Annotated in this window: 28 protein-coding genes; 13 read left to right on the top strand and 15 right to left on the bottom strand. The window is 71.6% G+C overall.

Annotated features, from left to right (window positions below; all coding sequences use genetic code 11):
• The first annotated feature begins 3 nt into the window (after positions 1-3).
• Positions 4-1,215 carry a PP2C family protein-serine/threonine phosphatase gene (locus BLV39_RS22595; protein ID WP_090796220.1) on the top strand — a complete coding sequence of 404 codons (1,212 nt, stop codon included), beginning with the start codon at positions 4-6 and terminating at the stop codon, positions 1,213-1,215.
• 35 nt (positions 1,216-1,250) lie between these two features.
• Positions 1,251-1,709 (top strand): MarR family winged helix-turn-helix transcriptional regulator, encoded by a 459-nt coding sequence (locus BLV39_RS22590; protein ID WP_090796216.1) that lies wholly within the window; start codon positions 1,251-1,253, stop codon positions 1,707-1,709.
• On the opposite strand, the gene BLV39_RS22585 is transcribed toward BLV39_RS22590, so the two are convergent.
• The gene (locus BLV39_RS22585) at positions 1,686-2,540 is read right to left on the bottom strand and encodes an aminoglycoside phosphotransferase family protein (RefSeq protein ID WP_239083779.1); all 855 of its coding nucleotides are present in this window, start codon (positions 2,538-2,540) and stop codon (positions 1,686-1,688) included. The genes BLV39_RS22590 and BLV39_RS22585 overlap by 24 nt on opposite strands.
• A gap of 100 nt (positions 2,541-2,640) precedes the next feature.
• Between BLV39_RS22585 and BLV39_RS43105 the strand changes: the two genes are divergently transcribed.
• Entirely contained in the window at positions 2,641-2,781 is a 141-nt protein-coding gene (locus BLV39_RS43105) for a hypothetical protein (RefSeq protein WP_176984920.1), read from the top strand.
• A gap of 3 nt (positions 2,782-2,784) precedes the next feature.
• Here BLV39_RS43105 and BLV39_RS22580 read toward each other — a convergent pair whose 3' ends face one another.
• Positions 2,785-3,204, bottom strand: coding sequence for a type II toxin-antitoxin system VapC family toxin (locus tag BLV39_RS22580; RefSeq protein ID WP_090796209.1), 420 nt, complete (start codon positions 3,202-3,204; stop codon positions 2,785-2,787).
• The gene (locus BLV39_RS22575; protein WP_090796206.1) at positions 3,201-3,437 is read right to left on the bottom strand and encodes a FitA-like ribbon-helix-helix domain-containing protein; all 237 of its coding nucleotides are present in this window, start codon (positions 3,435-3,437) and stop codon (positions 3,201-3,203) included. Before BLV39_RS22575 ends, BLV39_RS22580 begins: the two co-directional genes overlap by 4 nt.
• Before the next feature lie 55 nt (positions 3,438-3,492).
• On the opposite strand from BLV39_RS22575, the gene add reads away from it, so the two are divergent.
• Positions 3,493-4,485 (top strand): adenosine deaminase, encoded by a 993-nt coding sequence (add, locus tag BLV39_RS22570; RefSeq protein ID WP_090796203.1) that lies wholly within the window; start codon positions 3,493-3,495, stop codon positions 4,483-4,485.
• Here add and BLV39_RS22565 read toward each other — a convergent pair.
• Entirely contained in the window at positions 4,436-4,843 is a 408-nt protein-coding gene (locus BLV39_RS22565) for a carboxymuconolactone decarboxylase family protein (protein WP_090796200.1), read from the bottom strand. The genes add and BLV39_RS22565 overlap by 50 nt on opposite strands.
• Positions 4,844-5,158: 315 nt before the next feature.
• Here BLV39_RS22565 and BLV39_RS22560 point away from each other — a divergent pair, with 315 nt between their 5' ends.
• On the top strand, positions 5,159-6,433 hold the full coding sequence (locus BLV39_RS22560; protein ID WP_090796197.1) for a cellulose binding domain-containing protein: 1,275 nt from the start codon (positions 5,159-5,161) through the stop codon (positions 6,431-6,433).
• Between the two features lie 47 nt (positions 6,434-6,480).
• On the opposite strand, the gene BLV39_RS22555 is transcribed toward BLV39_RS22560, so the two are convergent.
• Complete coding sequence (locus tag BLV39_RS22555) at positions 6,481-7,422, bottom strand: RNA polymerase subunit sigma-70 (protein WP_090796193.1); 942 nt, start codon at positions 7,420-7,422, stop codon at positions 6,481-6,483.
• Positions 7,419-7,796 carry an SgcJ/EcaC family oxidoreductase gene (locus tag BLV39_RS22550; RefSeq protein ID WP_176985017.1) on the bottom strand — a complete coding sequence of 126 codons (378 nt, stop codon included), beginning with the start codon at positions 7,794-7,796 and terminating at the stop codon, positions 7,419-7,421. The genes BLV39_RS22555 and BLV39_RS22550 overlap by 4 nt, the downstream gene beginning before the upstream one ends.
• Before the next feature lie 133 nt (positions 7,797-7,929).
• On the opposite strand from BLV39_RS22550, the gene BLV39_RS22545 reads away from it, so the two are divergent.
• The 3 genes from BLV39_RS22545 to BLV39_RS22535 all read left to right on the top strand — a co-directional run bounded on the left by BLV39_RS22545 (position 7,930) and on the right by BLV39_RS22535 (position 10,059).
• Positions 7,930-8,556 carry an HhH-GDP family DNA glycosylase gene (locus tag BLV39_RS22545; protein WP_090796186.1) on the top strand — a complete coding sequence of 209 codons (627 nt, stop codon included), beginning with the start codon at positions 7,930-7,932 and terminating at the stop codon, positions 8,554-8,556.
• Between the two features lie 68 nt (positions 8,557-8,624).
• Complete coding sequence (locus BLV39_RS22540; protein WP_090796183.1) at positions 8,625-9,221, top strand: TetR/AcrR family transcriptional regulator; 597 nt, start codon at positions 8,625-8,627, stop codon at positions 9,219-9,221.
• A gap of 88 nt (positions 9,222-9,309) precedes the next feature.
• A complete protein-coding gene (locus BLV39_RS22535) occupies positions 9,310-10,059 on the top strand; it encodes an SDR family NAD(P)-dependent oxidoreductase (RefSeq protein ID WP_090796179.1) in 750 nt (249 codons plus the stop codon).
• Here BLV39_RS22535 and BLV39_RS22530 read toward each other — a convergent pair.
• Genes BLV39_RS22530 through BLV39_RS22495 form a run of 8 tightly spaced genes read right to left on the bottom strand, consistent with a single transcriptional unit; the run spans position 10,056 to position 18,775 of the window.
• A complete protein-coding gene (locus BLV39_RS22530) occupies positions 10,056-10,901 on the bottom strand; it encodes an SRPBCC family protein (protein WP_090796173.1) in 846 nt (281 codons plus the stop codon). The genes BLV39_RS22535 and BLV39_RS22530 overlap by 4 nt on opposite strands.
• 15 nt (positions 10,902-10,916) lie before the next feature.
• On the bottom strand, positions 10,917-12,044 hold the full coding sequence (locus BLV39_RS22525) for an XdhC family protein (RefSeq protein WP_204082823.1): 1,128 nt from the start codon (positions 12,042-12,044) through the stop codon (positions 10,917-10,919).
• Positions 12,041-13,234 carry a vWA domain-containing protein gene (locus BLV39_RS22520; RefSeq protein WP_090796169.1) on the bottom strand — a complete coding sequence of 398 codons (1,194 nt, stop codon included), beginning with the start codon at positions 13,232-13,234 and terminating at the stop codon, positions 12,041-12,043. Before BLV39_RS22520 ends, BLV39_RS22525 begins: the two co-directional genes overlap by 4 nt.
• A complete protein-coding gene (locus BLV39_RS22515; protein ID WP_090796165.1) occupies positions 13,227-14,099 on the bottom strand; it encodes an AAA family ATPase in 873 nt (290 codons plus the stop codon). The genes BLV39_RS22520 and BLV39_RS22515 overlap by 8 nt, the downstream gene beginning before the upstream one ends.
• Positions 14,096-15,001 carry an XdhC family protein gene (locus BLV39_RS22510; RefSeq protein WP_204082824.1) on the bottom strand — a complete coding sequence of 302 codons (906 nt, stop codon included), beginning with the start codon at positions 14,999-15,001 and terminating at the stop codon, positions 14,096-14,098. Before BLV39_RS22510 ends, BLV39_RS22515 begins: the two co-directional genes overlap by 4 nt.
• Before the next feature lie 14 nt (positions 15,002-15,015).
• Entirely contained in the window at positions 15,016-17,391 is a 2,376-nt protein-coding gene (locus BLV39_RS22505; protein WP_090796161.1) for an aerobic carbon-monoxide dehydrogenase large subunit, read from the bottom strand.
• Positions 17,388-17,894, bottom strand: coding sequence for a (2Fe-2S)-binding protein (locus tag BLV39_RS22500; RefSeq protein WP_090796157.1), 507 nt, complete (start codon positions 17,892-17,894; stop codon positions 17,388-17,390). The genes BLV39_RS22505 and BLV39_RS22500 overlap by 4 nt, the downstream gene beginning before the upstream one ends.
• A gap of 2 nt (positions 17,895-17,896) precedes the next feature.
• A complete protein-coding gene (locus BLV39_RS22495) occupies positions 17,897-18,775 on the bottom strand; it encodes an FAD binding domain-containing protein (protein ID WP_090796153.1) in 879 nt (292 codons plus the stop codon).
• 79 nt (positions 18,776-18,854) lie between these two features.
• On the opposite strand from BLV39_RS22495, the gene BLV39_RS22490 reads away from it, so the two are divergent.
• Both BLV39_RS22490 and BLV39_RS22485 read left to right on the top strand, forming a co-directional pair.
• Positions 18,855-19,469, top strand: a complete 615-nt coding sequence (locus tag BLV39_RS22490) for a hypothetical protein (protein WP_090796149.1) — start codon at positions 18,855-18,857, stop codon at positions 19,467-19,469.
• Positions 19,470-19,759: 290 nt separating this feature from the next.
• Positions 19,760-20,764, top strand: coding sequence for an App1 family protein phosphatidate phosphatase (locus BLV39_RS22485; RefSeq protein WP_239083821.1), 1,005 nt, complete (start codon positions 19,760-19,762; stop codon positions 20,762-20,764).
• Here BLV39_RS22485 and BLV39_RS22480 read toward each other — a convergent pair.
• A complete protein-coding gene (locus BLV39_RS22480; RefSeq protein ID WP_239083781.1) occupies positions 20,761-21,072 on the bottom strand; it encodes a MazG-like family protein in 312 nt (103 codons plus the stop codon). The two genes, BLV39_RS22485 and BLV39_RS22480, sit on opposite strands and share 4 nt — an antisense overlap.
• Positions 21,073-21,189: 117 nt before the next feature.
• Here BLV39_RS22480 and BLV39_RS22475 point away from each other — a divergent pair, with 117 nt between their 5' ends.
• The 3 genes from BLV39_RS22475 to BLV39_RS22465 are packed head-to-tail and all read left to right on the top strand — an operon-like array spanning position 21,190 to position 24,784.
• Positions 21,190-21,678 carry a (2Fe-2S)-binding protein gene (locus BLV39_RS22475; protein ID WP_090796136.1) on the top strand — a complete coding sequence of 163 codons (489 nt, stop codon included), beginning with the start codon at positions 21,190-21,192 and terminating at the stop codon, positions 21,676-21,678.
• On the top strand, positions 21,675-22,658 hold the full coding sequence (locus tag BLV39_RS22470; protein ID WP_090796132.1) for an FAD binding domain-containing protein: 984 nt from the start codon (positions 21,675-21,677) through the stop codon (positions 22,656-22,658). The genes BLV39_RS22475 and BLV39_RS22470 overlap by 4 nt, the downstream gene beginning before the upstream one ends.
• Positions 22,655-24,784 carry a xanthine dehydrogenase family protein molybdopterin-binding subunit gene (locus BLV39_RS22465; protein WP_090796128.1) on the top strand — a complete coding sequence of 710 codons (2,130 nt, stop codon included), beginning with the start codon at positions 22,655-22,657 and terminating at the stop codon, positions 24,782-24,784. Before BLV39_RS22470 ends, BLV39_RS22465 begins: the two co-directional genes overlap by 4 nt.
• Positions 24,785-24,817 lie beyond the last annotated feature (33 nt).

Below are 24,817 nucleotides of genomic sequence, written 5' to 3'. Positions count from 1 at the left end.
GTCATGTTGGCCGAGCGACTGCGCAATGTCGCGCCCGACGCACTGGTCGAGGTGGTCGACCACCATGTCCGGTCGGAGCTCGGCGGCCTGCGCGCCGACGTGCTGCTGGCCGACTACCGGATCGCCGGGCTCTGGCCCGTGCTGCGGCCGGACGACCCGACCCAGGGCCTGCTGGCCGAGCAGACCGTCGCCGCGCGCTGCTACGCACGCCAGGAGCATTGCGTCGAGGACGTGCCGGAGACGCCGGGTGTACGGCTCTACGTGCCGTTGACCGTCTGGGGTGAGCGGCTGGGCATCCTGGTCGCCGACTTTCCCACCGCACCGGCCGACGGGACGGTGCGGCACTGCTGTGCGGTGGCCGACGACCTCGCCGTCGCGCTGCGCGCCGCCGACCGGGACACCGACCGCTACCGGCTGACCCGCCGCCGGCAGCGCCTGTCCATGGCCGCGGAGATGCAGTGGGACCTGCTGCCGGGGCGCTGTGTGAGTGATCACGGGTATGTGCTCGCCGGTCAGCTCGAACCCGCGTACCGGACCTCAGGTGACAACTTCGACTGGGCGGTCAACGGAGGCCGGTTGACCATCACGGTGGTCAACGGTCACGGCACCGGGCTCGCGGCGTCGGCGTTGACCTCGTTGGCCGTCAACGCGATGCGCAACGCCCGCCGCTCCGGCGGCACGCTCGTCGAGCAGGCGGAGCTCGCGTCGGACACCGTTTTCGCGGCGCATCGGGGCGCGCGTCCGGTCGACGCGATGCTGCTGGAGTACGACGGCGGCACCGGTCTCGTGCGCGCGATCGACACGGGCTCGCCCAAGGCGTGGCGGGTCCGCGAGACCACCGTGGCGCCCGTGGTGCTGGACCAGCAACTGCCGTTGGGCATGTTCGAGGAGACGCGGTACGGGGTGCAGACCTTCGACCTGGCCGCCGGGGACCGGTTGTTCGTGGTCAGCGACGGCGTGCACGACGCGGCGCCGGGCGGCCGCCCGACCTACGGCGAACAGCGGCTGGTGAAGGCGATCCGGTCGGCGCGGCTCTTCCCGCCGGCACAGGCGGTCAACGCGGTGATGCTGGCTCTTCGGGCGTACCACGGTGACATCGAGCTCGAAGACGACGCGGTGATGGTCTGCCTGGACCGCAAGTATCCCGTCGACGGGACGGAAGGCACTGTGGATCAAATCGGTTCGAGGCGCATGGCGGAGGCGGCGTCCGGGTAAGTCACAGTTTTCACGACTGGGCGAGAGGCGACGCAATGGATCGCGCGAACCTGGCCAGTTCTATAGAGGCCGCTTCGGAGGCGCTGGTCAGCGTGCTGGAGGCGGCCCGTACGCGTCAGGAGTCGCCTGTCTCTCCGACCCAGGTCCGGGTCCTCTCGATCATCAACGTGCGCCCGGACACGAACGTCAACCGCCTCGCCGAGTTGCTCGACGTGGTCCCGTCCTCGGCCAGCCGCCTGTGCGACCGGTTGGAAGCGGTCGGCCTGTTGCGCCGGGCGGCCGACGAGCGCGACCGGCGCGAGGTCCGCCTGGTGCTGACGGCGGCCGGCGCGGCGGTGCTCCGCGAGCTACGCGAACGGCGGGCCCAGGCGGTGCGGTCGGTGCTCGACCGGATGCCGCACCGGGCGCAGCACGACCTGCTGGTGGCATTGCTCGCCTTCGGCCACGCGTCGACCCAGGTGCAGGCCGAGTCAGCGGAGCCGCGTAGCGCCTAGGATTAGGTCGATCTGCCGTGCGCTGTCCGGGTGGTGCTCGATCGTGATCAGCGCCTTCCACAGCGCCCAGCCGCGACCGCGCTGCCAGGTCGCGTCGTCGACGTTGAGCGCCTTTCGGAAGGCTTCGCGGGCGGGGCCGCCGAAGAAGGTCCAGGCGATCACCAGGTCGCAGGCCGGATCGCCGACCCCGCAGGTGCCGAAGTCGATGACGGCGGCCAGCCGGCCGTCGCGGACCAGGATGTTGCCCGCCGCGACGTCGCCGTGGAACCAGACCGGCTTCGCTCGCCACTGCGCATCCAACGCCGCGTCCCACTCGACGGTCGCGGCGGCGGCGTCGATCCGGCCGTCCAGAGCCGCGATCGCCTTGCGGGTCTCGTCGTCGTAGTGCGCGAGCCCGGCGCCGCGCCAGAAGCTGTGCCGTCCGGCGGCCGGCTCCCCGCCGGTGTCGACGGCTTGGAGGGCGGTCAGGAAACCGGCGAGGTCGACAGCGAACTCCGTCTGGTCGGTGACGGTGTCAGGGCCGGCGGTCGTGCCGTCGAGCCACTGGTTGACCGACCAGGGCCACGGATAGCCCGCGCCGGGGCGGCCCTGGGCGAGCGGAGCCGGGATCGGCACGGGCAGGTGCGGCGCGAGCACCGGCAGCCAACGCTGTTCCTTCTCCACGCTGGCCACGTAGCCCTCGGCACTGGGCAGCCGCACGCTCATCTCGTCGCCGAGGTGGAAGGTGCGGTTGTCGTTGCCGCCGACCGCGACCGGGCTCACCGGCAGCCCGGCCCATTGCGGAAACTGCTCCGCGACGAGCCGACGAACCAGCGCGACGTCGATGATCACCGCCCGATGCTCCTGCGGCCGGCGCGCAGGTGCAAACGGTTTAGCCCGCGCCGAAACGTGCGACAGAGCTGGGCATCGGGGACAATGAACCATGGCGTCGATGGCAGACCGGATTCGCGACTTCCTCAGAAGCCCACGTGGGCAACGGCTCGTGCAACAAGGCCGCACCCAGCTCAACAAGCCCGAAAACCAGCGCCGGCTTCAGCAGTTGGCCAACAAGCTGCGCAGCCGGGGCCGCTGACCGTCAGCCCGGGTCGTAGGCGACGACCGGGCACTTGGGCCCGGCGGCGCGCGCGATCCGGGCGTCCAGCGTGACCAATGGCGCCGACAGCAACTCGGCCAACGCGACGTAGGCCGCGTCGTAGACGGTGAGATTCGCGCGGAGCTCCCAGACGCGCTCGTCCAACCCGCGGTAAGAAAAGAGGTCGACCGGCAGGTCGACGAGATCGGCATGGGCAAGAGCTGCCGCCGTGTTGTCGAGGAGCCCGGCCAGCGCGTGACGGCGCAAGATGTTCGCAGCCTCGAAGGGCATGAGTTCCGGCGCGGCGAGTCGGCTGCCGGTCACCGTTTCGGCGACCCATTCACCGGCCGGTCCACCATCGGCGAGCAGCGCGACGGCGGCGGAGGCGTCGAGGACCAACCGGCCTTGCGACGGCGTCGTCATCTGCGATCGGCCTCACGCGCGGCGATGATCGTGTCGGGGTCCAGGCGGGTGCCGGCTTGCCGCGAACGCGCTCTGGCCCTTGTGATCACGTCTTCGGCAGTCGGTCGCACGGCGAGTTCGACCAGCTCACGTAGTAGATACTCCTGAAGCGACCGGCCGGACCGTCCCGCACGGGCGGCGAGCTCGTCGCGGACCTCGTCCGGAACGTTGCGGATCGTGATAGCGACAGTCATGCCTGCATTTTAATGGCAGTGACAGCAATATGCATGCACCCGTATGGTCGAGCCCATGACCGAGTTGCCGCCCGTCGCGCACCTGCACGTGCACCTGGAGAGTGCGGTGCGCTGGTCGACGCTGGCCGAGATCGCCACGGACAACGGCATCGACTTTCCCGACCATCTGCGTGGCGGGGCGCACCGGTTCACGTCGTTCACCGACTTCTTCGACCAAAACCATCTCGTTCGCGAGTGCTTGCGGCGGCCCGCCGACTTCCACCGGGTCGCCGTCGAGTTCTGTGCTGACCAGGTCGCCCAGGGCGTGAGCTACGTCGAGGTGTCGTTCACCGCCGCCGCGCACGGTGAGCGGCTCGGTGACCTCGGCATGCCCCTGGCCGCCGTGCTCGACGGGCTGGCCGAGGGCGGCGAGCGCCACGGGCTCGAGTGGAACGTCATCCTCGACACCTCGCGCCGCCGGTCGGTCGAGCGGGCCTGGCGCACCCTCGACCTGGCGCGCAAGCACGACCGCGTGGTCGCGGTGGGGCTGGCCGGTGACGAGGACCACCCAGCCACGCCGTTCGCCGCCGTCTTCGCCGAAGCCCGCGAGGCCGGCCTGCACGTCGTGCACCACGCCGGTGAGGCGGCCGGGCCGGCCAGCATCCGCGAGGCGCTCGACGTGGGCCTGACCGAGCGCCTGGGCCACGGCATCCGGGTGCTCGACGACCCGGACCTGACCGCCGAGGTGCGCGAGCGCGGCATCCCGCTCGAGGTCTGCCCGACCTCCAACGTCGCGCTGGGGTTCGTGCCGTCGTTCGCCGAGCATCCGCTGCCCCGACTGCGCGCCGCAGGCCTGACGGTCACGCTCAACACCGACATCCCGGAGATGATCCACACCACCCTGCGGGGCGAGTTCGCCGCCGCGGCCGAGGCGTTCGGCTGGACGTCCGCCGACCTCGCCGACCTGGCCCGGGCGTCGGTGGACGCGTCGTTCGCCCACCCGGGCACGAAGGCCCGGCTCATGCCAGGGGCAGCAGCCCGCGCTCCGCGAACACCTTCTTGGCCGTGAACACGGCGTTGAGCGCCCTCGGGAAGCCGCAGTAGACCGTCGAGTGCAGGAACGTCTCGACGATCTCCTGAGGCGTCAGGCCGACGTTGAGCGCGGCGTTGATGTGCACCTCGAGTTGCGGCTCGGCGCCGCCGAGCGCAGTGAGCATCCCGAGAGTGACGAGTTGGCGGTCGCGCGGGGCGAGTTCGGGCCGGGCGTAGATGTCCCCGTACGCCCAGGCGACCACCTGGTGCGCGACCTCCGGCGCGATCTCGGCTAGGGACTCGATGACCTTCGCGCCGTTCTCGCCGCTGACCGCCTCGAGCACCCGCATCCCCTGGTCCAACCGTTCCTGCCGGGTGGTGTTCGCATCGTTCATGAGATCCACGCTAGGAGCTGGAGTGGGCTCTAGGTCAAAGAAACGTGTCGACGCCCACGTGCGCCCGACCCGGTCACCAGCTATCGATAATCTGCTATCTTTTACCGGGAGCGAAGGGCACGCTCTTCCGATGTTTTACCGGTAGGTGAACAGTCCGGGCCACTCCGTCGATCCAGGCGACCGCACCCTGTCGCCGGCCGACGGTCGCCAAGCCGCATGCCCGGCCCGGACGCCCTCGGCGATCGGCGCGCCCCAGGCTCCTGGGCGGGCGAGTTGCTGGCGATCCACCAGCACACACGCCCAAGGAGTCACGCAATGCCGAAACGCAGGCACCTTCTCCCCTCCATCGCGGCCGCCGCGGCTCTCCTCGCGGTCGCCGCCGTCGCCGTGCTGAGCGGCGACTTCCGCACCGCGGCGGTGGCGGCGCCGAACGACACGTTCGCCGCGACCGCGGGCTGCGGCAAGACCCCCACGCTGACCAGCGGGACACGCACCATCTCGAGCAGTGGACAGAGCCGCAGCTACAACCTGAGGATCCCCGACGGGTACGACAGGAACCACGCGTACCGGCTGGTCTTCGCCTTTCACTGGTTGAACGGCTCGGCCAACAACGTGACCTCGGCCGGCTACTACGGACTGGCGCCGCTGTCGAACAACACCACGATCTTCGTGGCTCCTCAGGGTCTGAACGCCGGCTGGGCCAACAGCAACGGTCGGGACCTGACCCTCTTCGACGACATCTCGCAGCAGATCGAGAACGACCTTTGCGTCGACACGACACAGCGCTTCGCCCTCGGCTGGAGCTACGGCGGCGCCATGAGCTACGCGGTCGCCTGCGCCCGCCCCACCGTCATCCGCGCGGTGACCGTCCTGTCCGGCGCGAACCTCAGCGGGTGCAACGGGGGTACGCAGCCCGTCGCCTACTTCGGCATCCACGGCACCTTTGACAGCGTGCTGAACATCTCCCAGGGCCGGCAACTGCGCGACACGTTCGTCCGGAACAACGGCTGCACCGGGCAGAGCCCGGCCGAGCCGAGCCGAGGCAGCCTTCGCCACATCACCACCGCCTACTCGGGATGCCGGTCCGGTTACCCGGTCCAATGGGCGGCGTTCGACGGTGACCACACGCCCAGCCCGGTCGACGGTTCCGGGAGTCCCAACGACTCGCGGACCTGGACCTCGGGCGAGATCTGGAGGTTCTTCAGCCAGTTCGAGTCGACCGCGCCACCCACGACCGCGCCACCCACGACCGCGCCTCCGACCACCCCGCCGCCGACCGGCAGTACGGGCACCTGCGTCGCCACCTACCGCGCGGGCAACGGTTGGCCCGGCGGCTTCCAGGGTGAGGTGACCGTCACCAACAACACCGCCACCGCGCTGAACGGCTGGACGGTCTCCCTGAGCATGGCCAGTGGCCAGGCCATCAGCAGCCTCTGGAACGGCACCAACTCCGGCACGACCGGCCGGGTCGTGGTCAGGAACGCCCCCTACAACGGCACGGTCGGGCCGAACGCCTCGACCACGTTCGGTTTCACCGCCACCGGCGACGGCTCGACCGCTCCCAGCGGCATCACCTGCACCAGCCCCTAGAGGGTGCGAAAAGGGCCCGGAGCCGGCTGGCTCCGGGCCCGCCACCGTCAGGCGGCGAGGGTGGGCGGCAGGGCGAAGTCGGCGAAGACGGCCGGGTCCTGGAAGACCACGTTGCGCGAGATCGGGCCGGCGGGCGTCACCGTCAGGACCTGCAGGGTGTGCAGGGCGAAGCCCGCTTCGGTCCGGACGTACGCGGCGAAGGCCGGTTGGGTGTTGGCCTCCAGGCGGACCACCCGCCAGAAGTCGCCGCGCATCGCGAACACCCGCCGGAGGAACGCGCCGTAGGCGTCGCGGCCGCGGTACCAGAGCGGGACCGGCGGCATCTCCAGGACCGCGTCGGCGGTCAGCAGCCGGACCAGGCCGTCGACGTCGGCGATCTCGAACGCCCGGACGTAGCGGTCGACCGTGTCGCGGACGGTGCTGTCGTCGGGCTCCGCCACCGAGCTCTCCCCCACCTCGGACAGCGCCGCCCGCGCCCGTTGCAGGGCGCTGTTGACCGCGGGCACCGACGTGTCCAGCAGGTCCGCCACCTCGGCCGCGGAGAACTCCAGCACTTCCCGGAGGAGCAGCACCGCCCGCTGTCTGGGAGGCAGCAGTTGGAGCGCGGCGACCAGCGCCAACCGCAGGCTGCGCCGGCGGATCACGACGCCGGCCGGGTCGTCGGCCAGCCGGGCGTCCGGGAACGGCTGCAGCCAGGGGATCTCGAAGGACGGCGTCAGGGGCGCGTCCGGGTCGTCGCTGGGTGGCGCGCCGAGCCCGGACGGCAATGGTCGCCTGGCCCGGCCCGCCAGCGCGGTCAGGCACGCGTTCGTGGCGATCCGGTAGAGCCAGGTGCGCGGTGAGGCGCGCCCGGGGTCGTAGCTGTCCCGGGCGCGCCAGGCGCGCAGCATCGTCTCCTGCACCACGTCCTCGGCGTCGTCGACCGACCCGAGCATCCGGTAGCAGTGCGCGAGCAGCTCGGACCGGTGCGCCTCGACGGAGAGGGTCACGCGGCCGCCGGGGTGTTCGTGTACGCGGCCACCGCCCAGTCCTCGCCCGGTGACCGGGTCAAAACCCAGGTCGCGATTCGCTCGGCGCCGGGTGCTGGTGAGTCCTGGCCGGCGAGCACGATCGCGGCCCGGCTGACCACCACCGCGGTGTCGCCGAGCACCCGGACGTCCACCGGCTCGTCGACCGCGCGCGAGCCGCGCAGCGGGCCGGCCCACGCGGCGGCCATCGAGTCGCGCACGGCCGCGCGGCCCTGCCGGAACACGCCGGGCATGACGACCGTCGCGTCCGGGCGGTAGAGCGCGGCGAACGCGTCGGCGTCGCCCCACGCCGCGTAGACCCGGTCGAGCAGCTCGCGAATCTCTGGGTGCATCATCTCGATCTTCCTCCTCGAAGTGCGGTCGAGATATGTACCGCGCCGGTGCCCGCGACTCATCGCTTCCGGAACAAAATCCTGCACGGCGGGCGGACCCGGGTTAGATCGCCCCACCTGGGAAACCCAGGGGCGCATGACCCAGAACGACCGCGTGGAGCGGCTGCTGGACCGGTACGGCGAGACGTACGCGCACCAGGCGGGTATCCGCCTCGCCGACCGGCCGCAGCCGCTCTATCAACTGCTGGTGCTGGTGAAGCTGCTCAGCACCCGGATCTCCGCGAACGTGGCGGTGGCCGGTGCCCGCGAGCTGTTCAAGGCGGGCCTGACCTCGCCCCGGGCGATGCTGGCCGCGGACGAACACACGCTGTGGCACACCCTGGCCCGGGCCCACTACATCCGCTACGGCGGCCCCGCCATCAGGCAGCTTGCCGGCGGTGCCCAGCTCGTCCTCGACCGGTGGGGTGGTGACCTGCGCCGCCTGCACCGCGACGCGGGCGGCGACCGGGCGGCGTTGCGGGCCTCGCTGACCGAGTTCCCGGGGATCGGCCCGACCGGCGCCGACATCTACCTGCGTGAGGTCCAGGCGGTCTGGCCGGACGTCCGCCCGTACCTGGACGAGCGGGTCACCGCAGCCGCGAAGGCCGTCCGCCTGCCGAGCAGCCCGACCAAGCTGGCCGGGCTGGTCACGCCGGACCGCCTTCCGGAGCTCGCCGCCGCCGTCCTGCGTGGCTCGCGGGACAAGACGCTGGTGAGCGCCTGACGGCGCCCTGGCAGATCGCCGAATCCGGGGTATTTTAGCAATGGCTATAAATCCGGACGGAGGCGATCATGGCAGGCGGACGGCCGCGCACGTTCGACAGCGAGGCGGCTCTCGACCGGGCGCTGGAGGTCTTCTGGCGCCAGGGTTACGAGGGCACCGCCATCTCCGACCTCACCAAGGCCATGGGCATCAACAACGCGCCCAGCCTCTACAACGCCTTCGGCAACAAGGAACAGCTCTTCAGCAAGGTCCTCGACCGGTACGCCGACGGCCCGGCCCGCTACATCCGCGAGGCGTTCGACCAGCCCACGGCGCGGGGCGCGGTGGAGGCCCTACTGCACGGCGCCGCCGACGCGACCACGGACCCTGACCACCCGCGCGGCTGCATCACGGTGCAGGGCGCCCTCGCCTGCTCCCCCGGCGCCCAGACCGCTCGCGAGGAGCTGACGGCGCGGCGAGCGGCCGGTGAGGCGGGTCTGCGCGCGCGACTGGAACGGGCAGTGGACACCAAAGAGCTCCCGGCCGACGCGGACCCCGCGGGCCTCGCGCGCTACTTCACCACCATCTACCAGGGCATCGCCGTGCAGGCCGCCGGCGGAGCGACCCGCGAGCAGCTACACCAGATCGTGGACACCGCCATGACCGCCTGGCCGTCGCGGGCCTGATCCGTCACACCCAGTTGACACTCGTCAGAAGCCGGCCTACGTTTTTTAGTGTTCGATAAAAAACACGGCACAGAAGGAGCACCCGCACATGGGGCAGCTTGACGGCAAGACGGCCATCGTGACCGGCGGCACCAGCGGCATCGGCCTGGCGGCGGCGGAACGGTTCGCGGCCGAGGGCGCGCACGTCTACATCACCGGGCGGCGCCAGGACGCGCTCGACGCCGCGGTGGCCAGGATCGGGCACCACGCGACCGGTGTGCGGGGCAACGTCGCCGACCTGGCCGACCTGGACCGGCTCTACGCGACCGTGGCCGGCGATAACCGGCGCGTCGACGTGCTCTACGCCAACGCCGGCGGCGGTGAGTTCTCCACCCTGGAGCAGGTCACCGAGAAGCACTTCGACGAGACGTTCGGCACCAACACCAAGGGCATGCTGTTCACGGTTCAGAAGGCGCTGCCGCTGCTGAACGACGGCGCGTCGGTCATCCTCCAGTCCTCCAACGCCGGCAGCCTCGGCAACGCGGCGTTCGGGGTGTACGGGGCGTCCAAGGCCGCCGTGCGCTCGTTCGCCCGCACCTGGGCCGCCGAGCTGAAGGAACGCTCGATCCGCGTCAACGCGGTCAGCCCCGGCACCATCGACACCCCGGGCATCGACGGTCTCGCCCCCTCTCAGGAGGAGGCCGTGCAGCTCAAGTCGCACCTGGCCAGCACGATTCCGATGGGCCGCGTCGGCAGCCCGGACGAGGTGGCGAACGCCGTGCTCTTCCTCGCGAGCGACCAGAGCAGCTTCATCACGGGCATCGAGCTGTTCGTCGACGGCGGCCGCAACCAGATCTAGCTCTTCGCGCGCCGCCGGAAGAAGATCGCGCCGATCGCGATGCCCGCGACGACAGCCAGGGCGTACGGCAGGACGCGCCGGGCCGCGGTGTCGAGGCCGGTGACCGCCAGCAGGTCGACGGGCTCGACCTCGGTCTCGGTGAACGTCACCTGGCGCTCCTCCGTGAACGCCTGTCGCTCCTCGGAGTCGAGCTGACCCGGGAAGGCCCGCTCCGCCGGCGTGGTGCCGTGGAATGCCTCCGGACGGCCGGCCACCCGGCCGTTCGGGGGCGCACCGCCACCGCCCGACGCGGCCGAGCCGACCGGCGGGTTGGTCGCCGCGGCACCCGCCGCAGCCGAACCGGAGGCGGCGGCGCCGGCCGAGGTCGCGGTCTGGCCGGCGGGCACCGTCGCGCCACCGGCCAGCTTGCCCTGTAGGCAGTCGGTGAACTGGCCGAGCAGCCGGCCGCTCACGTCGGCGATCATGCCGCGGCCGAACTGGGCGATCCGGCCGGTCACGGCCAGGTCAGTGCGCACGTGCACGTCCGTAGAAGACGGGTCGGCCGACGGGGTCAGCGTCGCGCGGACCGTGGCCTTGGCCGTGCCGCCGCCGCGGGAGTCGCGCCCCGCGGCCTCGACGACCACGGTGCGGCTGGCCTCGTCGCGCTCGACGAACCGGCCCTTGCCCGCGAACGTCATCGAGACCGGGCCGAGCTTCACCTTGACCGTGCCGTCGAAGTTGTCACCGTCCTGGCCGGTCAGCGCCGCGCCGGGCATGCACGGCACCACCGTGTCGAGGTCGAGCAGGACCTCCCAGGCGCGCTCGACGGGTGCCGCCACGGTGAACTCGTGTTCCAGCTCCATTGCAGGGTCTCCCAGTCAGCGTCGGTCGAGGTTCTCGTGGATGCTACCGTCCAGAGTGGACAGCTTCTGTCCGCCACCGCCCCAGCGGTCGGCGATGATCTCGGCGGTGATGCTCACCGCGGTCTCCTCCGGCGTGCGCGCGCCCAGCGCCAGCCCGATCGGCGAGTGCAGCTTCTTGAGCTGCGCCTCCGCCACCCCGGCTTCGAGCAGGCCGGTGACCCGGTCGTCGTGGGTCCGCCGGGAGCCCATCGCACCGACATAGGCGAACTCCCGCTCCAGGGCGAGCTGGAGCACCGGCAGGTCGAACTTCGGGTCGTGGGTGAGCACGCAGACCACGGTGCGCCCGTCGACCCGGCCGGCCTCGATCTCGGCCGCGAGGTAGCGGTGCGGCCAGTCGACGACGACCTCGACGCCCGGGAAGCGGCGGTTGGTGGCGAACACCGGCCGGGCGTCGCAGACCGTGACCCGGTAGCCGAGGAACGCGCCCTGCTTGGCCAGCGCGGATGCGAAGTCGATCGCGCCGAAGACCAGCATCCGCGGCGGCGGTGCGTACGACGAGACGAACACCGTCACCTCGTCGCCGAGCCGCTCGCCGTCGAGGCCGTAGCGCAGCGGCCCGGTCAGCCCCGAGGCCAGCATCCCGCGTACGTCCCCGGTCAGCGCGTCGTCGAAATGCGCCGAGCCGAGCGAGCCGTCGACGCGGTCCGGCCAGACGAGCACCCGCCGGCCCACCCGGCCGCCGGGATCGCTGATCACCGTGGCCACCGCGACCGGCGACTCCGCCTCGATCGCCGCGACGACTTCACCGAGCTGTGGGAACGACGCCGGGTCGATCCGCTCGACGAAGATGTCGATGATGCCGCCGCAGGTCAGGCCGACGGAGAACGCGTCGTCGTCGCTGACCCCGTAGCGCTGGAGATGCGGCTGGCCGGTCTCGATCGCGGTCAAGCCCAACTCGTAGACGGCGGCCTCGACGCAGCCGCCGGACACGCTGCCCACGGCGGTCTGGTCGGGGCCGACGAGCATGGTGGCTCCGGGTGGCCGCGGGGCACTCTTCCAGGTGCCAACCACCGTGGCCATCCCCACTGGTCGACCGTCACGCCACCAGCGTGAAAGGTCAGCGAGCACGTCCCGCACGATCATCGCCCCCAGCTATCACTATGGTCGGTCCTGTTCCCCGCCGCCAGAGCCGCTAACAGTTCGTCGAGCGCGTCCAGTCGGTGCGCGCTCACCACCGCGTCGCAATGCGGCCACGCGGCGGCCATTCCCCCCGTCAGCGGTCGGAACTTCGCGCTTTGCGTGCGCGGGTTCGCCCAAACCACTCGATAAGCCAGCCGTGACAAGCGGATCATCTGCCGTTCCAGCTCCGCTGCTTCACCTGTGTCCCAACCATCGCTCAGGATCAGGACCACCGCACCGCGGGCCATACCGCGGGCGCCGTGTTCGTCGATGAACGTCCGCAACGCCGCGCCGATTCGTGTGCCGCCCGACCAGTCCGGTGCCGCGCGTCCCGCCCGTTCCAGGGCCACCGCGGGCGGCACTCGATGCAGCACCCGGGTGAGCCGGGTCAGCCGGGTGGCGAAGGTGAAGACCTCGGCGCGTTGGCCCTCGGCCGCACAGTAGACGAGTTGCAGCAACGCCCGGGCATAGGGCGCCATCGAGCCCGAGATGTCGCAGAGCACGACGAGCCGGCGTGGCTTGGTGCGCGGTCGACGTCGGCTCAGTCGCACCGGATGGCCGCCGGTCCGCCGCGCGGCACGCAAGCTCTCGCGGAGGTCGACCGAGGGTCCACGCCGTCCGACAACGGTGCGCCGGCTGCGCCGCGGCGGGGTGGCAAGACGGAGCCGCCGCATGGCGACGGCAAGCTCCGCGAGCTCAGAGGGGGAAAGCTTCGCGAAGTCGCGACCACCGAGTCGTTCGGTCGCCGTCGCTATCACCGGATACGGGCTACGTGTCCCGTTCGCCGAAGGAGGCGAACCCGGTGACCGGTCGCCGATACCCGGCTGCCCGCCGTCGGCGCGACCGGGCCGGGGCGGCACATTCGAGCTCGACGACGTCGAGCCCCCTTCACCGCCCCGGTTGGACGCGTCGTCGACCATTCCGCCGAACACCAGATCGAAGGCGCGGTCGAAGGCGGGGCGGTCGGCGGGGTCGGCCAGCAGCGTGGCGGCGGCGCACCAGTAGAGCGCGCGGGTGGTGGCCGGGCGGGTGAGCAGCACCGCCCGCGCGAACCGCTCGCTGCGGTCCGGCCCGACCGCCACGCCGGAGTCGTGCAGCAGCGCACCGAACCGGGCCACCACGGTGGCCAGGTCCACGGTGGACGAATCAGGCATCGAACAGCCCGCTGCCGCGTACCGTGGCCAGATCTTCGTCGTATTTCACGACGGCCGCGAACGTCCGCGTGGCGGCCGCCGGGGTCAGCGAGTCGACGCCCAGCACCCGCAGCGCGGTGGCCCAGTCGACCGCCTCGGCCACTCCCGGCGGCTTGTAGAGCTCGAGCCCACGCAGCCGCTGGACCGCCGCGGCGACCTGGTCGGCGAGCGGGTCGCCGATGCCGGGCACCCGGCGACGGACGATCGCCGCCACCCGGTCCGCGGCCGGGTACGGGATCCAGTGGTAGAGGCAGCGGCGCTTGAGCGCGTCGTGCAGGTCGCGGGTGCGGTTGGAGGTGAGCACCACGATCGGCGGCAGCACCGCGCGCCGGGTGCCCAGCTCCGGGATGGTGACCGTCGCCTCCGCCAGGAGCTCCAGCAGGAACGCCTCGAACTCGTCGTCGGCCCGGTCGACCTCGTCGAGCAGCAGCACCGCCGGCCGCGGCCCCGGATGCTCCAGCGCGGACAGCAGCGGGCGGCGCAACAGGAACTCGGGCGTGAACAGGTCGGCCGAGGCCAACGTCTCGCCGGACGCCTCGGCCAGCCGGATCGCGAGGAGCTGGCGCGGGTAGTTCCACTCGTACAGCGCCTCCGAGACGGTCAGCCCCTCGTAGCACTGGAGCCGCACCAGCGGGGTGTCCAGCGCGGTCGCGAGCGCCTTGGCCGCCTCGGTCTTGCCGACGCCGGGCTCGCCTTCGAGCAGGATCGGCGCCGGCATCCGGGTGGCCAGGAACATGGCCGTGGCCAGGGGCTCGTCCGCGAGGTAGCCGGTGCGGTCGAGCGCGGCCGTCAGCCCACCGATGTCGGCGGGCAGGTCGCCGCTCATCCGCCCCACCGGGCGGGGTCGGCGGCGAACTTCTTCCGGCAGCCGGGAGCGCAGAAGTACCAGGTGCGCCCGTCGTGCTCGTAGGACAGCGCACCGGGTTCCACGACGACCTCCATCTCGCAGATCGGGTCGATGGCGATCTCCGGCGAGGTGGGCACGCCGAGGCCGATCTGGAGCAGGGCGGACGCCGTGCGCGGCGCCGGTGCGGGCTTGGCGACCGTCCGGGCCGCGACCACCTCGGCCAGGATCGAGATGGCCACATCACCGGGGGTACGGGCGCCGAGGTCGAGCCCCGCCGGCGTCTTGACCCGCCCCGCCGGCACGCCGGATTCGGCGAGCACCGCCGCACCCCGTTTCGGCGAGGCGACCAGCGCGATGTACGGAACCCCGGCGGTGACGGCCTCTGTCAGTAGGCCGGTCTCGTCGTGCCCGTGCGAGGCGACCACGACCGCGAGGGCGTCGGCGGGCACCGGCCCGGGAGCCGGCGCGATCCGCACTTCGTAGCCGGCCGCCGACCCCACCGAGACCAGGGCCCGCGCGATCGGGGTGTCGCCGTAGACCTGCAACAGCGGCGCCGGCACGACCACCTCCAGGAACACGTCGATGGTGCCACCGGACAGGCAGGTGTTGTCGGTGACCACGAGACCGGGCAGGTCGCGTGGCCCGGTGGCATCGCCGCCCGGCGTGATCCGCAGCAGCGTCGACTCGCCGGCCGCGAGCTGGCGCAGGCTCTGGATCCGCACGGTCGACTCGGCGCAGGAGCCGCCGACGAAGCCCTCGATCGTGCCGTCGGGATGGATGATCGCCCGGTCGCCCGGCTTCGCGGAGGTGGGCCGCTCGGCGCGGACCACGACCGCGAGGACGAACGGGCTGCGCGCCTGGCGCAGCTCGTTCGCCCTCACCTCAGTCGGGGACATCACGGGATCGCGAGGTCCGTCCGGATCGGCCGGCCGTTCATGGCGCCCCACACCGCGGCCGGTGTGAGCGGCATGTCCGCGTGCCGCACGCCGTAGGGCTTGATGGCGTCCAGCACCGCGTTGACCACCGCGCACGGCGAGCCGACCGTGGCCGACTCACCGACGCCCTTGGCGCCGATCGGGTGGTGCGGCGACGGCGTGACCGTCTCGCCGAGCTCCCACGACGGGCATTCCAGCGAGGTCGGCAGGAGATAGTCCATGAAGGACGCCCCGAGGTGGTTGCCCTCCTCGTCGAACGCGATCACCTGCATCAGCGCCATGCCCACGCCATCGGCGAGGCCGCCGTGCACCTGGCCCTCGACGATCATCGGGTTGATCCGCACGCCGCAGTCGTCGACCGCGATGAACCGCCGCACCTTGACCCCGCCGGTGCCCTTGTCGACGTCGACGACGCAGATGTACGCGCCGAACGGGTACGTCAGGTTCGGCGGGTTGTAGACGGTCGTCGCGTCGAGGTGCCCCTCGACGCCCTCCGGCAGCTCCAGGCTGGAGTGCGCGGCCATGGCGATCTCCTGGATCGTCTTGCCCTGCTCCGGATCACCCTTGACCTGCCAGCGGTTGCCCTCCCACTCGAGGTCGTCGGGCGAGACCTCCAGCATCGCGGAGGCGACGATCCGTGCCTTGTCGCGGATCTTCCGAGCCACCAGCGCGGTCGCGGCACCGGACACCGGCGTCGACCGGGACCCGTAGGTGCCCAGGCCGAACGGCGTCTGGTCGGTGTCGCCGTGCACCACGTCGATGTCGGCCGTGGGCAGCCCGAGCTCGTTGCCGACGATCTGGGCGAACGTCGTCTCGTGCCCCTGGCCCTGGGTCTTCACCGAGATCCGCAGCACCGCCTTGCCGGTCGGGTGGATCCGCAGCTCGGCGCCGTCCGCCATGCCGAGCCCGAGGATGTCCATGTGCTTGCGCGGGCCCGCACCGACCGCCTCGGTGAAGAAGGCCACGCCGATGCCCATCAGCTCGCCGCGCTCGCGCTTCTCCGCCTGTTCCTTGCGCAGCTCGTCGTAACCCGCCATGTCCATGGCGAGCTGGAGGGCCTTCGGGTAGTCGCCCGAGTCGTACTCCCAGCCGGTCTTGGTCGTGTAGGGGAACTGCTCCGGCTGGATCAGGTTCTTCATGCGCAGCTCGGCGGGGTCGGCCTTGAGCTCGTAGGCGAGCACGTCGACCATCCGCTCGACCAGGTAGACCGCCTCGGTGATGCGGAACGAGCAGGCGTACGCGACACCGCCGGGCGCCTTGTTGGTGTAGACGCCGGTGACCGTGCAGTGCGCGGCCTGCAGGTCGTAAGAACCGGTGAACACGTGGAAGAAGCCGGCCGGGAACTTGGTCGGCTGTGCGGTCGCGTTGAACGCGCCGTGGTCGGCGAGCACCTTGACCCGCAGGCCCAGGATCTTGCCGTCCTTGGTCGCCGCGATCTCGCCGCGCATGTGGTAGTCGCGGGCGAACGCCGTGCTCATCAGGTGCTCGGCGCGGTCCTCGACCCACTTGACCGGCTTGCCCGTGACGATCGAGCCGACGATCGACATCACGTAGCCGGGGTAGATGCCGACCTTGTTGCCGAAGCCACCGCCGATGTCCGGCGCGATCACCCGGATCTTGTGCTCGGGCAGCCCGGCGACCAGCGCGTACACCGTGCGGTGCGCGTGCGGGGCCTGGCTCGTGGTGTAGAGCGTGAGCTTGCCGGTCACCGGGTCCATGTCGGCGACCGAGCCGCAGGTCTCCAGCGGTGCGGGGTGCACGCGCGGGTAGAGGATGTCCTCGGCGACGACCACCTCGGCGTTGGCGAACACCGCGTCGGTCTCCGCCTGGTCGCCGGACTCCCAGTCGAAGATGTGGTTGTTGGTCTGGCCTTCCTTGTCGTCACGGATCACCGGCGCGTCGGCGTCCATCGCCTTCTTCGCGTCGGCGACCACCGGCAGCGGCTCGTAGTCGACCTCGATCAGCTCGACCGCGTCGCGCGCCGAGTAGTGGTCCTCGGCGATCACGAAGGCCACTTCCTGGCCCTGGTAGCGGACCTTGTCGGTGGCCAGCACCGCCTGCACGTCGTACGACAGCGTGGGCATCCAGGCCAGGCCCAGACCCTTGAGCGTCTCGCCGGTGATCACCGCGAGCACCTTCGGGTGCGCCTCGGCCGCCGACGTGTCGATCGAGTTGATCTTCGCGTGCGCGTACGGGCTGCGCAGCAGTGCGCCGTGCAGCATGCCGGGCAGGCGCACGTCGTCGACGTAGTTGCCCTTGCCCCGGACCAGCCGCACGTCTTCCTTGCGCAGCGTCCGACCGAACCCGGTGTGCGGCCGCTCCTCTACCGTGGTCATGCCGTCACCTCCGCGGGGGTCTCGGACTCGGTGACCGGGCCGCCCTGCTCCTTCTCGGCCGCCCAGCGGACCGAGCGCACGATGTTCTCGTAGCCCGTGCACCGACAGAGCTGACCGGAGATCGCCTCGCGGATCTCGGTCTCCGTGGGGTCAGGGTTGTCGTCGAGCAGCGCCCGCGCGGTCATCAGCATGCCGGGGGTGCAGAACCCGCACTGCAACCCGTGGCACTCCATGAAGCCTTCCTGCACGGGGTCGAGCTGGCCGCCCTGCTCCAGCCCCTCGACGGTGCGCACGGAACGGCCGTCGGCCATCGCGGCGAGCACCGTGCACGACTTGACCGGCTTGCCGTCGAGCCAGACCACGCACGTGCCGCAGTTGGACGTGTCGCAGCCCCAGTGCGTGCCGCGCAGCCCGGCCTTCTCCCGGATGAAGTGCACGAGCAGCAGCCGCGGCTCCACCTCGTGGGTCTCCGGCGTGCCGTTGAGGTTGATCGTGACTTCCATCGTCATGCCTCCTGGCCTCGGGCGCGAGCCGCCGCCCGGCGCAACGCGCGGGTGGTGAGCTCGGCGGCGAGGTGTCGCTTGTAGTCGACGGGACCGCGCTGGTCGGCGCTGGGGTTGCAGTGCTCGGCGGCGAGCTGGGCGGCCGCGCGGAAGGACTCCTCCGTGGCCGGTTGCCCGCGCAGCGCGGCCTCGGCCTCGGGGGCCGCGAAGTGCGCGGCGCCGACCGCGGTGAGCCCGATGCCGACGTCCCGGACCGTGTCACCGTCGAGCCAGATGACCGCGCCGGCCGCGGCCACGGGGTAGTCGCCCACGCGGCGCTCGACCTTCTCGTAGGCACTGCCGCCGCCGGGCCGGATCGCCACCCGCAGCTCCAGCATCAGCTCGTCGGGCGCGAGCACCGTCTCGTAGGGACCGACGTGCAGCTCGCGGACCCGCACCTGGCGGACACCGGCCGGGCCGCGCACGGTCGCTACGCCGTCGAGCGCGGCGAACACGGCGGCCAGGTCCTCCGCCGGGTCGGCCTGGCAGAGCGAGCCGCCGACGGTGCCGAAGTTGCGCACCACCGGGTCGGCGATCACCTTCTCGGCGTCGTGGAAGATCGGGAAATGCTCACCGGCGACGGCCGAGCCGAGCAGGTCGGCGTGCCGGGCCAGGGAGCCGATGACGAGCTCGTCACCGTCGACCCGGATCTGCGCCAGCTCGGCGCCCAGACCGTTGATGTCGACCAACGCGTCAGGGCGGGCGAGCCGGAGCTTCATCATGGGGATAAGGCTGTGACCACCGGCGACGACCCGGGCCTCAGGGCCCAGTTCACCGAGCAACGCGATCGCATGCTCGACACTCGTCGCCCGTTCATAGGCGAACGGAGCGGGGACTTGCATTAGCACCTCCGGGGTTCACTACGGCGGGTTGTGGTGCGTTGGGGCCGGACGACTGGGTGTCGCCGGTAGCCTTGGCGGCGTGACCGGACGCCGTCTCGCTGAGACCCGCCGTGCCTGGCACGGCGTGGCCGAGCTCCTGCTGGCGGGGCCGCAGTATCGCGACAGCGGCACCATCCGGCTGCGCGTGGTGCCTGGCGGCTTCGCGACCACCAAGACACCAGAGCTGCGGGTCGAGGGTGCTGACCTCGTCGTGGGCGAACAGCGGCTGGCGCTGCCCGGCAACACGCCGGCGGGGCTCGCGGCGGCGGCCGACATCGAGGCCGGGGTGCCCGACATCTACGACGACCATTCGGGCGTGCGGGAAGACGAGGCGCTGGTCGTCGACGTGGCGATCGCGGCCTATCTGGGCGCGTGGTTCACCGAGGGTGAGGCGGCGCTGCGTCGGGCGGTGCCCAGCCAGATGCCCGTGCTGTGGCCGGAGCACTTCGACGTCTCGGTCACCGAGAACGAGGTCAACTACGGGATCTCCCCCGGCGACGCGTGGCACAACGAGCCGTACGCGTATGTCGGACCGTGGACGGCGCGACAGGGCGAGTTCTGGAACGCGCCGTTCGGTGCGGCCCGGTCGATCGAGGAGCTGCCGAACGCGGACGCGATCGTGGCGTTCTTCGACGAGGGTCGCGCACAGCTCTGACGGGCGCGCGGAGGCCCGCCGCCGGCAACCGTTGCCGTCGGGCCGCGCTGGCGCCGTGCCCGCCATATATCAACTATCCCTCGCGTACGTTCTTGATCACTGCATTCTGCGGAAAAGCTTTGCCTCTGATGTGTCCCGGCTCCCCTGTCCGGAATTCCGGTCATGAGACGTTCAAGATCCACCACCGCCGCGCCGCGTTCAGCCGGTTATGGCAGGGTGGGTGCGTGTCGCTGCCGCCTGCCGCCCCGGTCCTGCACCGGGCCGCCCGCGCCGAAGACGCCGTCCGCGGCATGCTCGAACGTCGCATGCGCCGGCGGGGATGGCGGGCGACGATCGTGCCCTACACCGGCTACGGCGCGCCGGGCTGGGTGCGGGTGATGGGCCGGGTGCTGCTCAGCCGCCCCGGGCCGGGCGACGCACCGCCGCCCGGGCCGGAGACGACGACCGCCGCGCCCAACAAGAAAGCCAAGATCGTGCGGGGCTGGCGCAGCTTCGCCACGGTGGCCGTCAACGCCGCCGAGGTGGAGATCGAGGCCGGCGACCGGCGCCGGGTGCTGCGCACCGACCGGGGCGGCTTCATCGACGCGCGGGTCGAGGTCGACCTGCCGCCCGGCTGGCAGACCGTGCTGATCCGCACCCCGGGCGCGAAGCCGGTCCAGGTGCCGGTGCGGATCGTCGACCCGGCGGTGACCTTCGGGGTCGTCTCCGACATCGACGACACGGTCATGGTCACCGCGCTGCCCCGCCCGTTGCTCGCGGCGTGGAACACCTTCGTGCTCGACGAGCACGCCCGGGCCGCCGTGCCCGGGATGGCCGTCCTCTACGAACGGCTGGTCACCGCGCACCCCGGCGCGCCGGTGCTCTATCTGTCCACCGGCGCCTGGAACGTCGCGCCAACCCTGACCCGGTTCCTGTCCCGGCACCTCTACCCGGCCGGTCCGCTGTTGCTCACCGACTGGGGTCCGCAGCGGGACCGCTGGTTCCGCAGCGGCCAGGACCACAAGCGGGCCAGCCTGCGCCGACTCGCGGCCGAGTTCCCCACCGTGAAGTGGCTGCTGATCGGCGACGACGGCCAGCACGACCCGGAGATCTACGCCGAGTTCGCCCGGGACCACCCGGAGAACGTGGCCGCGGTCGCCATCCGCCGGCTGTCGCCGGCCCAGGCGGTGCTGGCCGGCGCCCTGCCCATCCACGACAACAGCCCACGCTCACGGGGCACCGGGGCGCAGCGCTGGCTGTGGGCTCCGGACGGCGCCGGTCTCTCGCGGCTGATGCGCGAGGCGGGTCTGCTCTAGGCGTCGATGCGGGCGTGCACCTTCGCGGCGGTCGCCTCGAGCGTCGCGCGGGCGTCCAGGCCGAGGCTCTCGATCGCCACCAGCGCCGTGATCACCACGTCGGCGAGCTCCGCGGCGACGTCATCCCTGGTGTGGGTGACGCCCTTGCGTGGGTTCTGCCCACGCATCCCGATCCAGGCGCTGGCCACCTCGCCGGCCTCCTCGGTCACCTTCAGCATCCGACAGCCCAGCTCGGCGTCGTCCGTCCCGTTGGCCGCGTCGAGCCAGCGGGTCGCGGCCGGCACCAAAGCCCAGATCGTGTCCGTCACGGGGCCAGTGTCGCGCATCGACCTTTGCGCATCCGGCAAAGGTTCCCGAAGCGCCACCCGCGCTCGGGCGCGCCGGTAGCGTCGCCCGAAAGCGGCCGCCGGCCACGAGGAGCCCCTATGTCTTCGGCAACCACCGCCCGCTCGACGCAGGTCACCGTCGAACTGCGGGTCAACGGACGCACTTATCCCGTCCGGTTGGACAGCACCACCACCCTGCTCGACGCCCTGCGCGACGAGCTTCATCTGACTGGCACCAAGAAGGGGTGCGACCAGGGCGCCTGTGGCGCGTGCACCGTGCTGCGCGACGGCAAGCGGATCGTCTCCTGCCTGGCGCTGGCGGCGCAGTGCGACGGCAGTGAGATCACGACGATCGAGGGGCTGGCCGAGGACGGTCACCCGCACCCGATGCAGGAGGCGTTCGTGCGGCACGACGCTCTCCAGTGCGGCTACTGCACCACCGGACAGGTGATGTCAGCGGTGGCGCTGCTGCGCGAGGGCCGGACCGGCAGTGACGACGAGATCCGCGAGTTCATGAGCGGCAACCTGTGCCGCTGCGCGGCCTACCCGAACATCGTCGCCGCGATCCGCGAGGTGGCGGACTCATGACCGACATCGAGTACGTGCGTGCCGCGGACCAGGGCAGCGCGCTGGCGCTGGTCGCCGAGGATCCCGACGCGGTGTTCCTCGCCGGTGGGACCACCGAGCTCGACCTGGCGCTCAAGGACCAGGTCGTGCACCCGAGCCGGTTCGTTGACATCGGACGGTTGCCGCTGCGCGGGGTCACCCGCGACGGCGACCGGCTGCGGGTCGCCGCGCTGACCACGATGGAGGAGCTGGCCGCCGACCCGACCGTGCGGGAGCGGCTGCCCTTCGTGCGGGAGGCCCTGCTGCTCGGCGCCTCCACCCAGTTGCGCAACATGGCAACCATCGGCGGGAACCTTCTGCAGCGCACGAGGTGCCGCTACTTCCGCGACCCCGACGTGGGCGCCTGCAACAAGCGCGATCCTGGCTCGGGCTGCGCCGCGATCGAGGGCGTCGCCCGGATGCACGCGATCCTCGGGGCGGGGCCGTCGTGCATCGCGCTGCACGCGTCGGACCTGTGCGTGCCGCTGGTGGCGATGGACGCGGAGGTCGAGCTCCTCGACGCCGACGGCACCCGGACGGTCCCGTTGACGGAGTTCTACCGCACCCCGGGCGACCGGCCCGACGTGGAGAACGTCCTGCGCCACGGTGAGCTGGTCACCCACGTCCAGGTGCCGCTGCTGCCGGACGGCGCCCGGTCCGGCTACCTCAAGGTGCGCGACCGCACGTCGTACGAGTTCGCGACCACCTCGGCCGGCGCCGCCGTCACGGTCGAGGACGGCACGATCACCTGGGCCAAGCTGGGGCTGGGCGGGGTCGGCACGATGCCCTGGCGGGCCTGGGAGGCCGAGTCGGTGCTGGTCGGCGCGCCGGCCAGCGAGCGCACGTTCCGCGCCGCGGCCGAGGCGGCCATCCGCGACCCGTTCACGGTGCCCGGCACCGCGTTCAAGGTCGAGCTGGCCAAGCGCACGATCGTACGAATCCTGCGGACGGTGACCTCATGACCGCGACCCTGGCCAAGGAGAACGTGATCGGACGGCCGATCGACCGGATCGACGGGAGGCGCAAGGTGGCGGGCGCGGCGCCGTACCCGTCCGACTTCGATCTTCCCGGTCAGGTCCACGCCGCGCTGGTCTCGTCGACGATCGCGGCGGGACGGATCACGCGGATCGACCGGAGCAAGGCCGAGGCCGCGCCGGGCGTGCTGAGGGTGCTGACCTACGACAACGCGCCGACGCTGACCGACCCACCGCAGAACGCGCTGGGCTCGACCATGCGGCGGCCGCTGCGGGACGACCGGATCCTGCACTACGGACAGCACATCGGCATCGTGGTGGCCAACACCCGTGCGCAAGCAGTGGCCGCGGCACGGCTGGTCGAGATCGAGTACGCCGAAGAGGAGCCCGTGCTCGACATCGACGACCCGCGGGCCGCCGTCGAGGACAACCCGTTCGGCATGGCGAGCAGCCGCGGCGACGTGCCGGCGGCGCTCGCGGCGGCCGACGTCACGGTGGACGGGACGTACACGATCGGTGCCGAGGCCAACAGCCCGATGGGCCTGTTCACCACCGTGGCGAGCTGGCAGGGCGGCCGGCTGGTCGTGCACGACACCACCCAGGCGCCGTCGTTCCTGCGCGTCGCGTTGGCGGTCATGTTCGAGGTGCCGGAGGAGAACGTCCGGGTGCTGATCCCGTTCCTCGGCGGCGGGTTCGGCGCCGGGCTGCGGCTGTGGAGCCATACGGTGCTGACCACGCTGGCCGCCCGCGTGCTGGACAGGCCGGTCAAGCTCGTGCTCAGCCGGCCCCAGATGTTCCACTCGGTCGGGCACCGCGCCGCCAGCCGCCAACGTGTCCAGCTAGGCGCTGACCGCGACGGCCGGCTGACCGCGATCGACCACGACGCGATCGCCGCGAACGGGCTCGGTGACCATCTGCCCTCGCCCATCGTGGCCGTCACGCCGTCGACGTACGCCTGCGACAACGTCGCCACCCACGAACGGCGGGCGCACCTGAACATCCCGTTCACGGGGTTCATGCGCGCTCCGGGCGCGATCGAGGCGCACTTCGCGCTCGAGTCGGCGCTCGACGAGCTGGCGGACCAGACCGGCGTCGACCCGGTCGAGCTGCGGCTGCGCAACTACGCCGAGGTGCACCCGGTGTCCGGAAAGCCCTGGTCCAGCAAGGCACTCCGCGACTGCCTGGAGGTCGGCTCCGAGCGGTTCGGCTGGCCCGGCCGCGACCCGGCACCCCGGTCGACGCACGACGGCGACCAGTTGGTCGGCCAGGGCATGGCCAGCGCCACCTTTGAGTTCTACGCCCTGCCCTGCACGGTCCGGCTCGTCGTCGACCGCCGCGGCAACGCGACGGTGCGCACGGCGGGCACCGACATCGGCACCGGGACCTACACCATCACCGCCCAGCTCACCGCCGAGCTGCTCGGCATCGACGTCGACCAGGTCCGGGTCGTGATCGGCGACACCGACCAACCGCCGGCGCCGCAGTCGGGCGGTTCCGGGCTGGCCGGCGCGCTGGGTGCGGCGATCCAGGACGCCGCGAGTGAGCTGGCCGACCAGCTCGCCCGGCTGGACGGCCACCCGGGCGAGTCGTTCGCCTCCCTGCTCGACCGGCACGGTCTCGACGAGCTCGAGGTGACGGGATACTCCGACCTGGCCGGTGCGGCCACGCACGCCGACGTGGCGCCGGCCGGCGCGTTCGCCGCCGCGTTCGCCGAGGTCGGCGTCGACGAGGACCTCGGGCTCATCCGGGTCCGCCGGCTGGTCTCGGTGATCGACGGCGGCCGGGTCTTCAACGCGAAGACGGCCCGCAGCCAGGCGATCGGCGGCGCCGTGATGGGCATCGGCATGGCCATGCTGGAGGAGCTGGCGTACGACCCGAACACCGGCCGGGTCGCCAACGGCACCTTCGGCGACTACCTGGTGCCGGTCAACCGCGACGTGCCCGACCTGGACATCACCTTCGTCGGTGAGCCCGACACGTTCAACCCGACCGGCAGCAAGGGTCTCGGCGAGATCGGCATCGTCAGCATCGCGCCCGCCATCGCCAACGCGGTCTACCACGCCACCGGACGGCGGATCCGCGACCTACCGATCACTTTGGACAAAATGCTCTAAGCGCACGAAGACTTGACGCACACTATTCGCTCA

Origin of the sequence: Asanoa ishikariensis (genome assembly GCF_900107455.1) — a bacterium.
Lineage (GTDB): Bacteria > Actinomycetota > Actinomycetes > Mycobacteriales > Micromonosporaceae > Asanoa > Asanoa ishikariensis.
The sequence above is the reverse complement of the archived record's forward strand: the minus strand, read 5'-3'. Positions and strand labels throughout refer to the sequence as shown.

Bases quoted from the DNA above. Each gene is read 5' to 3' on its own strand.
- add (WP_090796203.1), top strand. From the start codon at position 3,493: ATGACCGAGTTGCCGCCCGTCGCGCACCTGCACGTGCACCTGGAGAGT.
- BLV39_RS22595 (WP_090796220.1), top strand. From the start codon at position 4: ATGTTGGCCGAGCGACTGCGCAATGTCGCGCCCGACGCACTGGTCGAG.
- BLV39_RS22550 (WP_176985017.1), bottom strand. From the start codon at position 7,796: ATGATGCACCCAGAGATTCGCGAGCTGCTCGACCGGGTCTACGCGGCG.
- BLV39_RS22525 (WP_204082823.1), bottom strand. From the start codon at position 12,044: ATGATCGTGCGGGACGTGCTCGCTGACCTTTCACGCTGGTGGCGTGAC.
- BLV39_RS22505 (WP_090796161.1), bottom strand. From the start codon at position 17,391: ATGACCACGGTAGAGGAGCGGCCGCACACCGGGTTCGGTCGGACGCTG.
- BLV39_RS22590 (WP_090796216.1), top strand. From the start codon at position 1,251: ATGGATCGCGCGAACCTGGCCAGTTCTATAGAGGCCGCTTCGGAGGCG.
- BLV39_RS22545 (WP_090796186.1), top strand. From the start codon at position 7,930: ATGACCCAGAACGACCGCGTGGAGCGGCTGCTGGACCGGTACGGCGAG.
- BLV39_RS22520 (WP_090796169.1), bottom strand. From the start codon at position 13,234: ATGCCTGATTCGTCCACCGTGGACCTGGCCACCGTGGTGGCCCGGTTC.
- BLV39_RS22500 (WP_090796157.1), bottom strand. From the start codon at position 17,894: ATGGAAGTCACGATCAACCTCAACGGCACGCCGGAGACCCACGAGGTG.
- BLV39_RS22560 (WP_090796197.1), top strand. From the start codon at position 5,159: ATGCCGAAACGCAGGCACCTTCTCCCCTCCATCGCGGCCGCCGCGGCT.
- BLV39_RS22485 (WP_239083821.1), top strand. From the start codon at position 19,760: ATGCTCGAACGTCGCATGCGCCGGCGGGGATGGCGGGCGACGATCGTG.
- BLV39_RS22530 (WP_090796173.1), bottom strand. From the start codon at position 10,901: ATGGAGCTGGAACACGAGTTCACCGTGGCGGCACCCGTCGAGCGCGCC.
- BLV39_RS22540 (WP_090796183.1), top strand. From the start codon at position 8,625: ATGGCAGGCGGACGGCCGCGCACGTTCGACAGCGAGGCGGCTCTCGAC.
- BLV39_RS22535 (WP_090796179.1), top strand. From the start codon at position 9,310: ATGGGGCAGCTTGACGGCAAGACGGCCATCGTGACCGGCGGCACCAGC.
- BLV39_RS22495 (WP_090796153.1), bottom strand. From the start codon at position 18,775: ATGCAAGTCCCCGCTCCGTTCGCCTATGAACGGGCGACGAGTGTCGAG.
- BLV39_RS22475 (WP_090796136.1), top strand. From the start codon at position 21,190: ATGTCTTCGGCAACCACCGCCCGCTCGACGCAGGTCACCGTCGAACTG.
- BLV39_RS22465 (WP_090796128.1), top strand. From the start codon at position 22,655: ATGACCGCGACCCTGGCCAAGGAGAACGTGATCGGACGGCCGATCGAC.
- BLV39_RS22470 (WP_090796132.1), top strand. From the start codon at position 21,675: ATGACCGACATCGAGTACGTGCGTGCCGCGGACCAGGGCAGCGCGCTG.
- BLV39_RS22565 (WP_090796200.1), bottom strand. From the start codon at position 4,843: ATGAACGATGCGAACACCACCCGGCAGGAACGGTTGGACCAGGGGATG.
- BLV39_RS22515 (WP_090796165.1), bottom strand. From the start codon at position 14,099: ATGAGCGGCGACCTGCCCGCCGACATCGGTGGGCTGACGGCCGCGCTC.
- BLV39_RS22575 (WP_090796206.1), bottom strand. From the start codon at position 3,437: ATGACTGTCGCTATCACGATCCGCAACGTTCCGGACGAGGTCCGCGAC.
- BLV39_RS22580 (WP_090796209.1), bottom strand. From the start codon at position 3,204: ATGACGACGCCGTCGCAAGGCCGGTTGGTCCTCGACGCCTCCGCCGCC.
- BLV39_RS43105 (WP_176984920.1), top strand. From the start codon at position 2,641: ATGGCAGACCGGATTCGCGACTTCCTCAGAAGCCCACGTGGGCAACGG.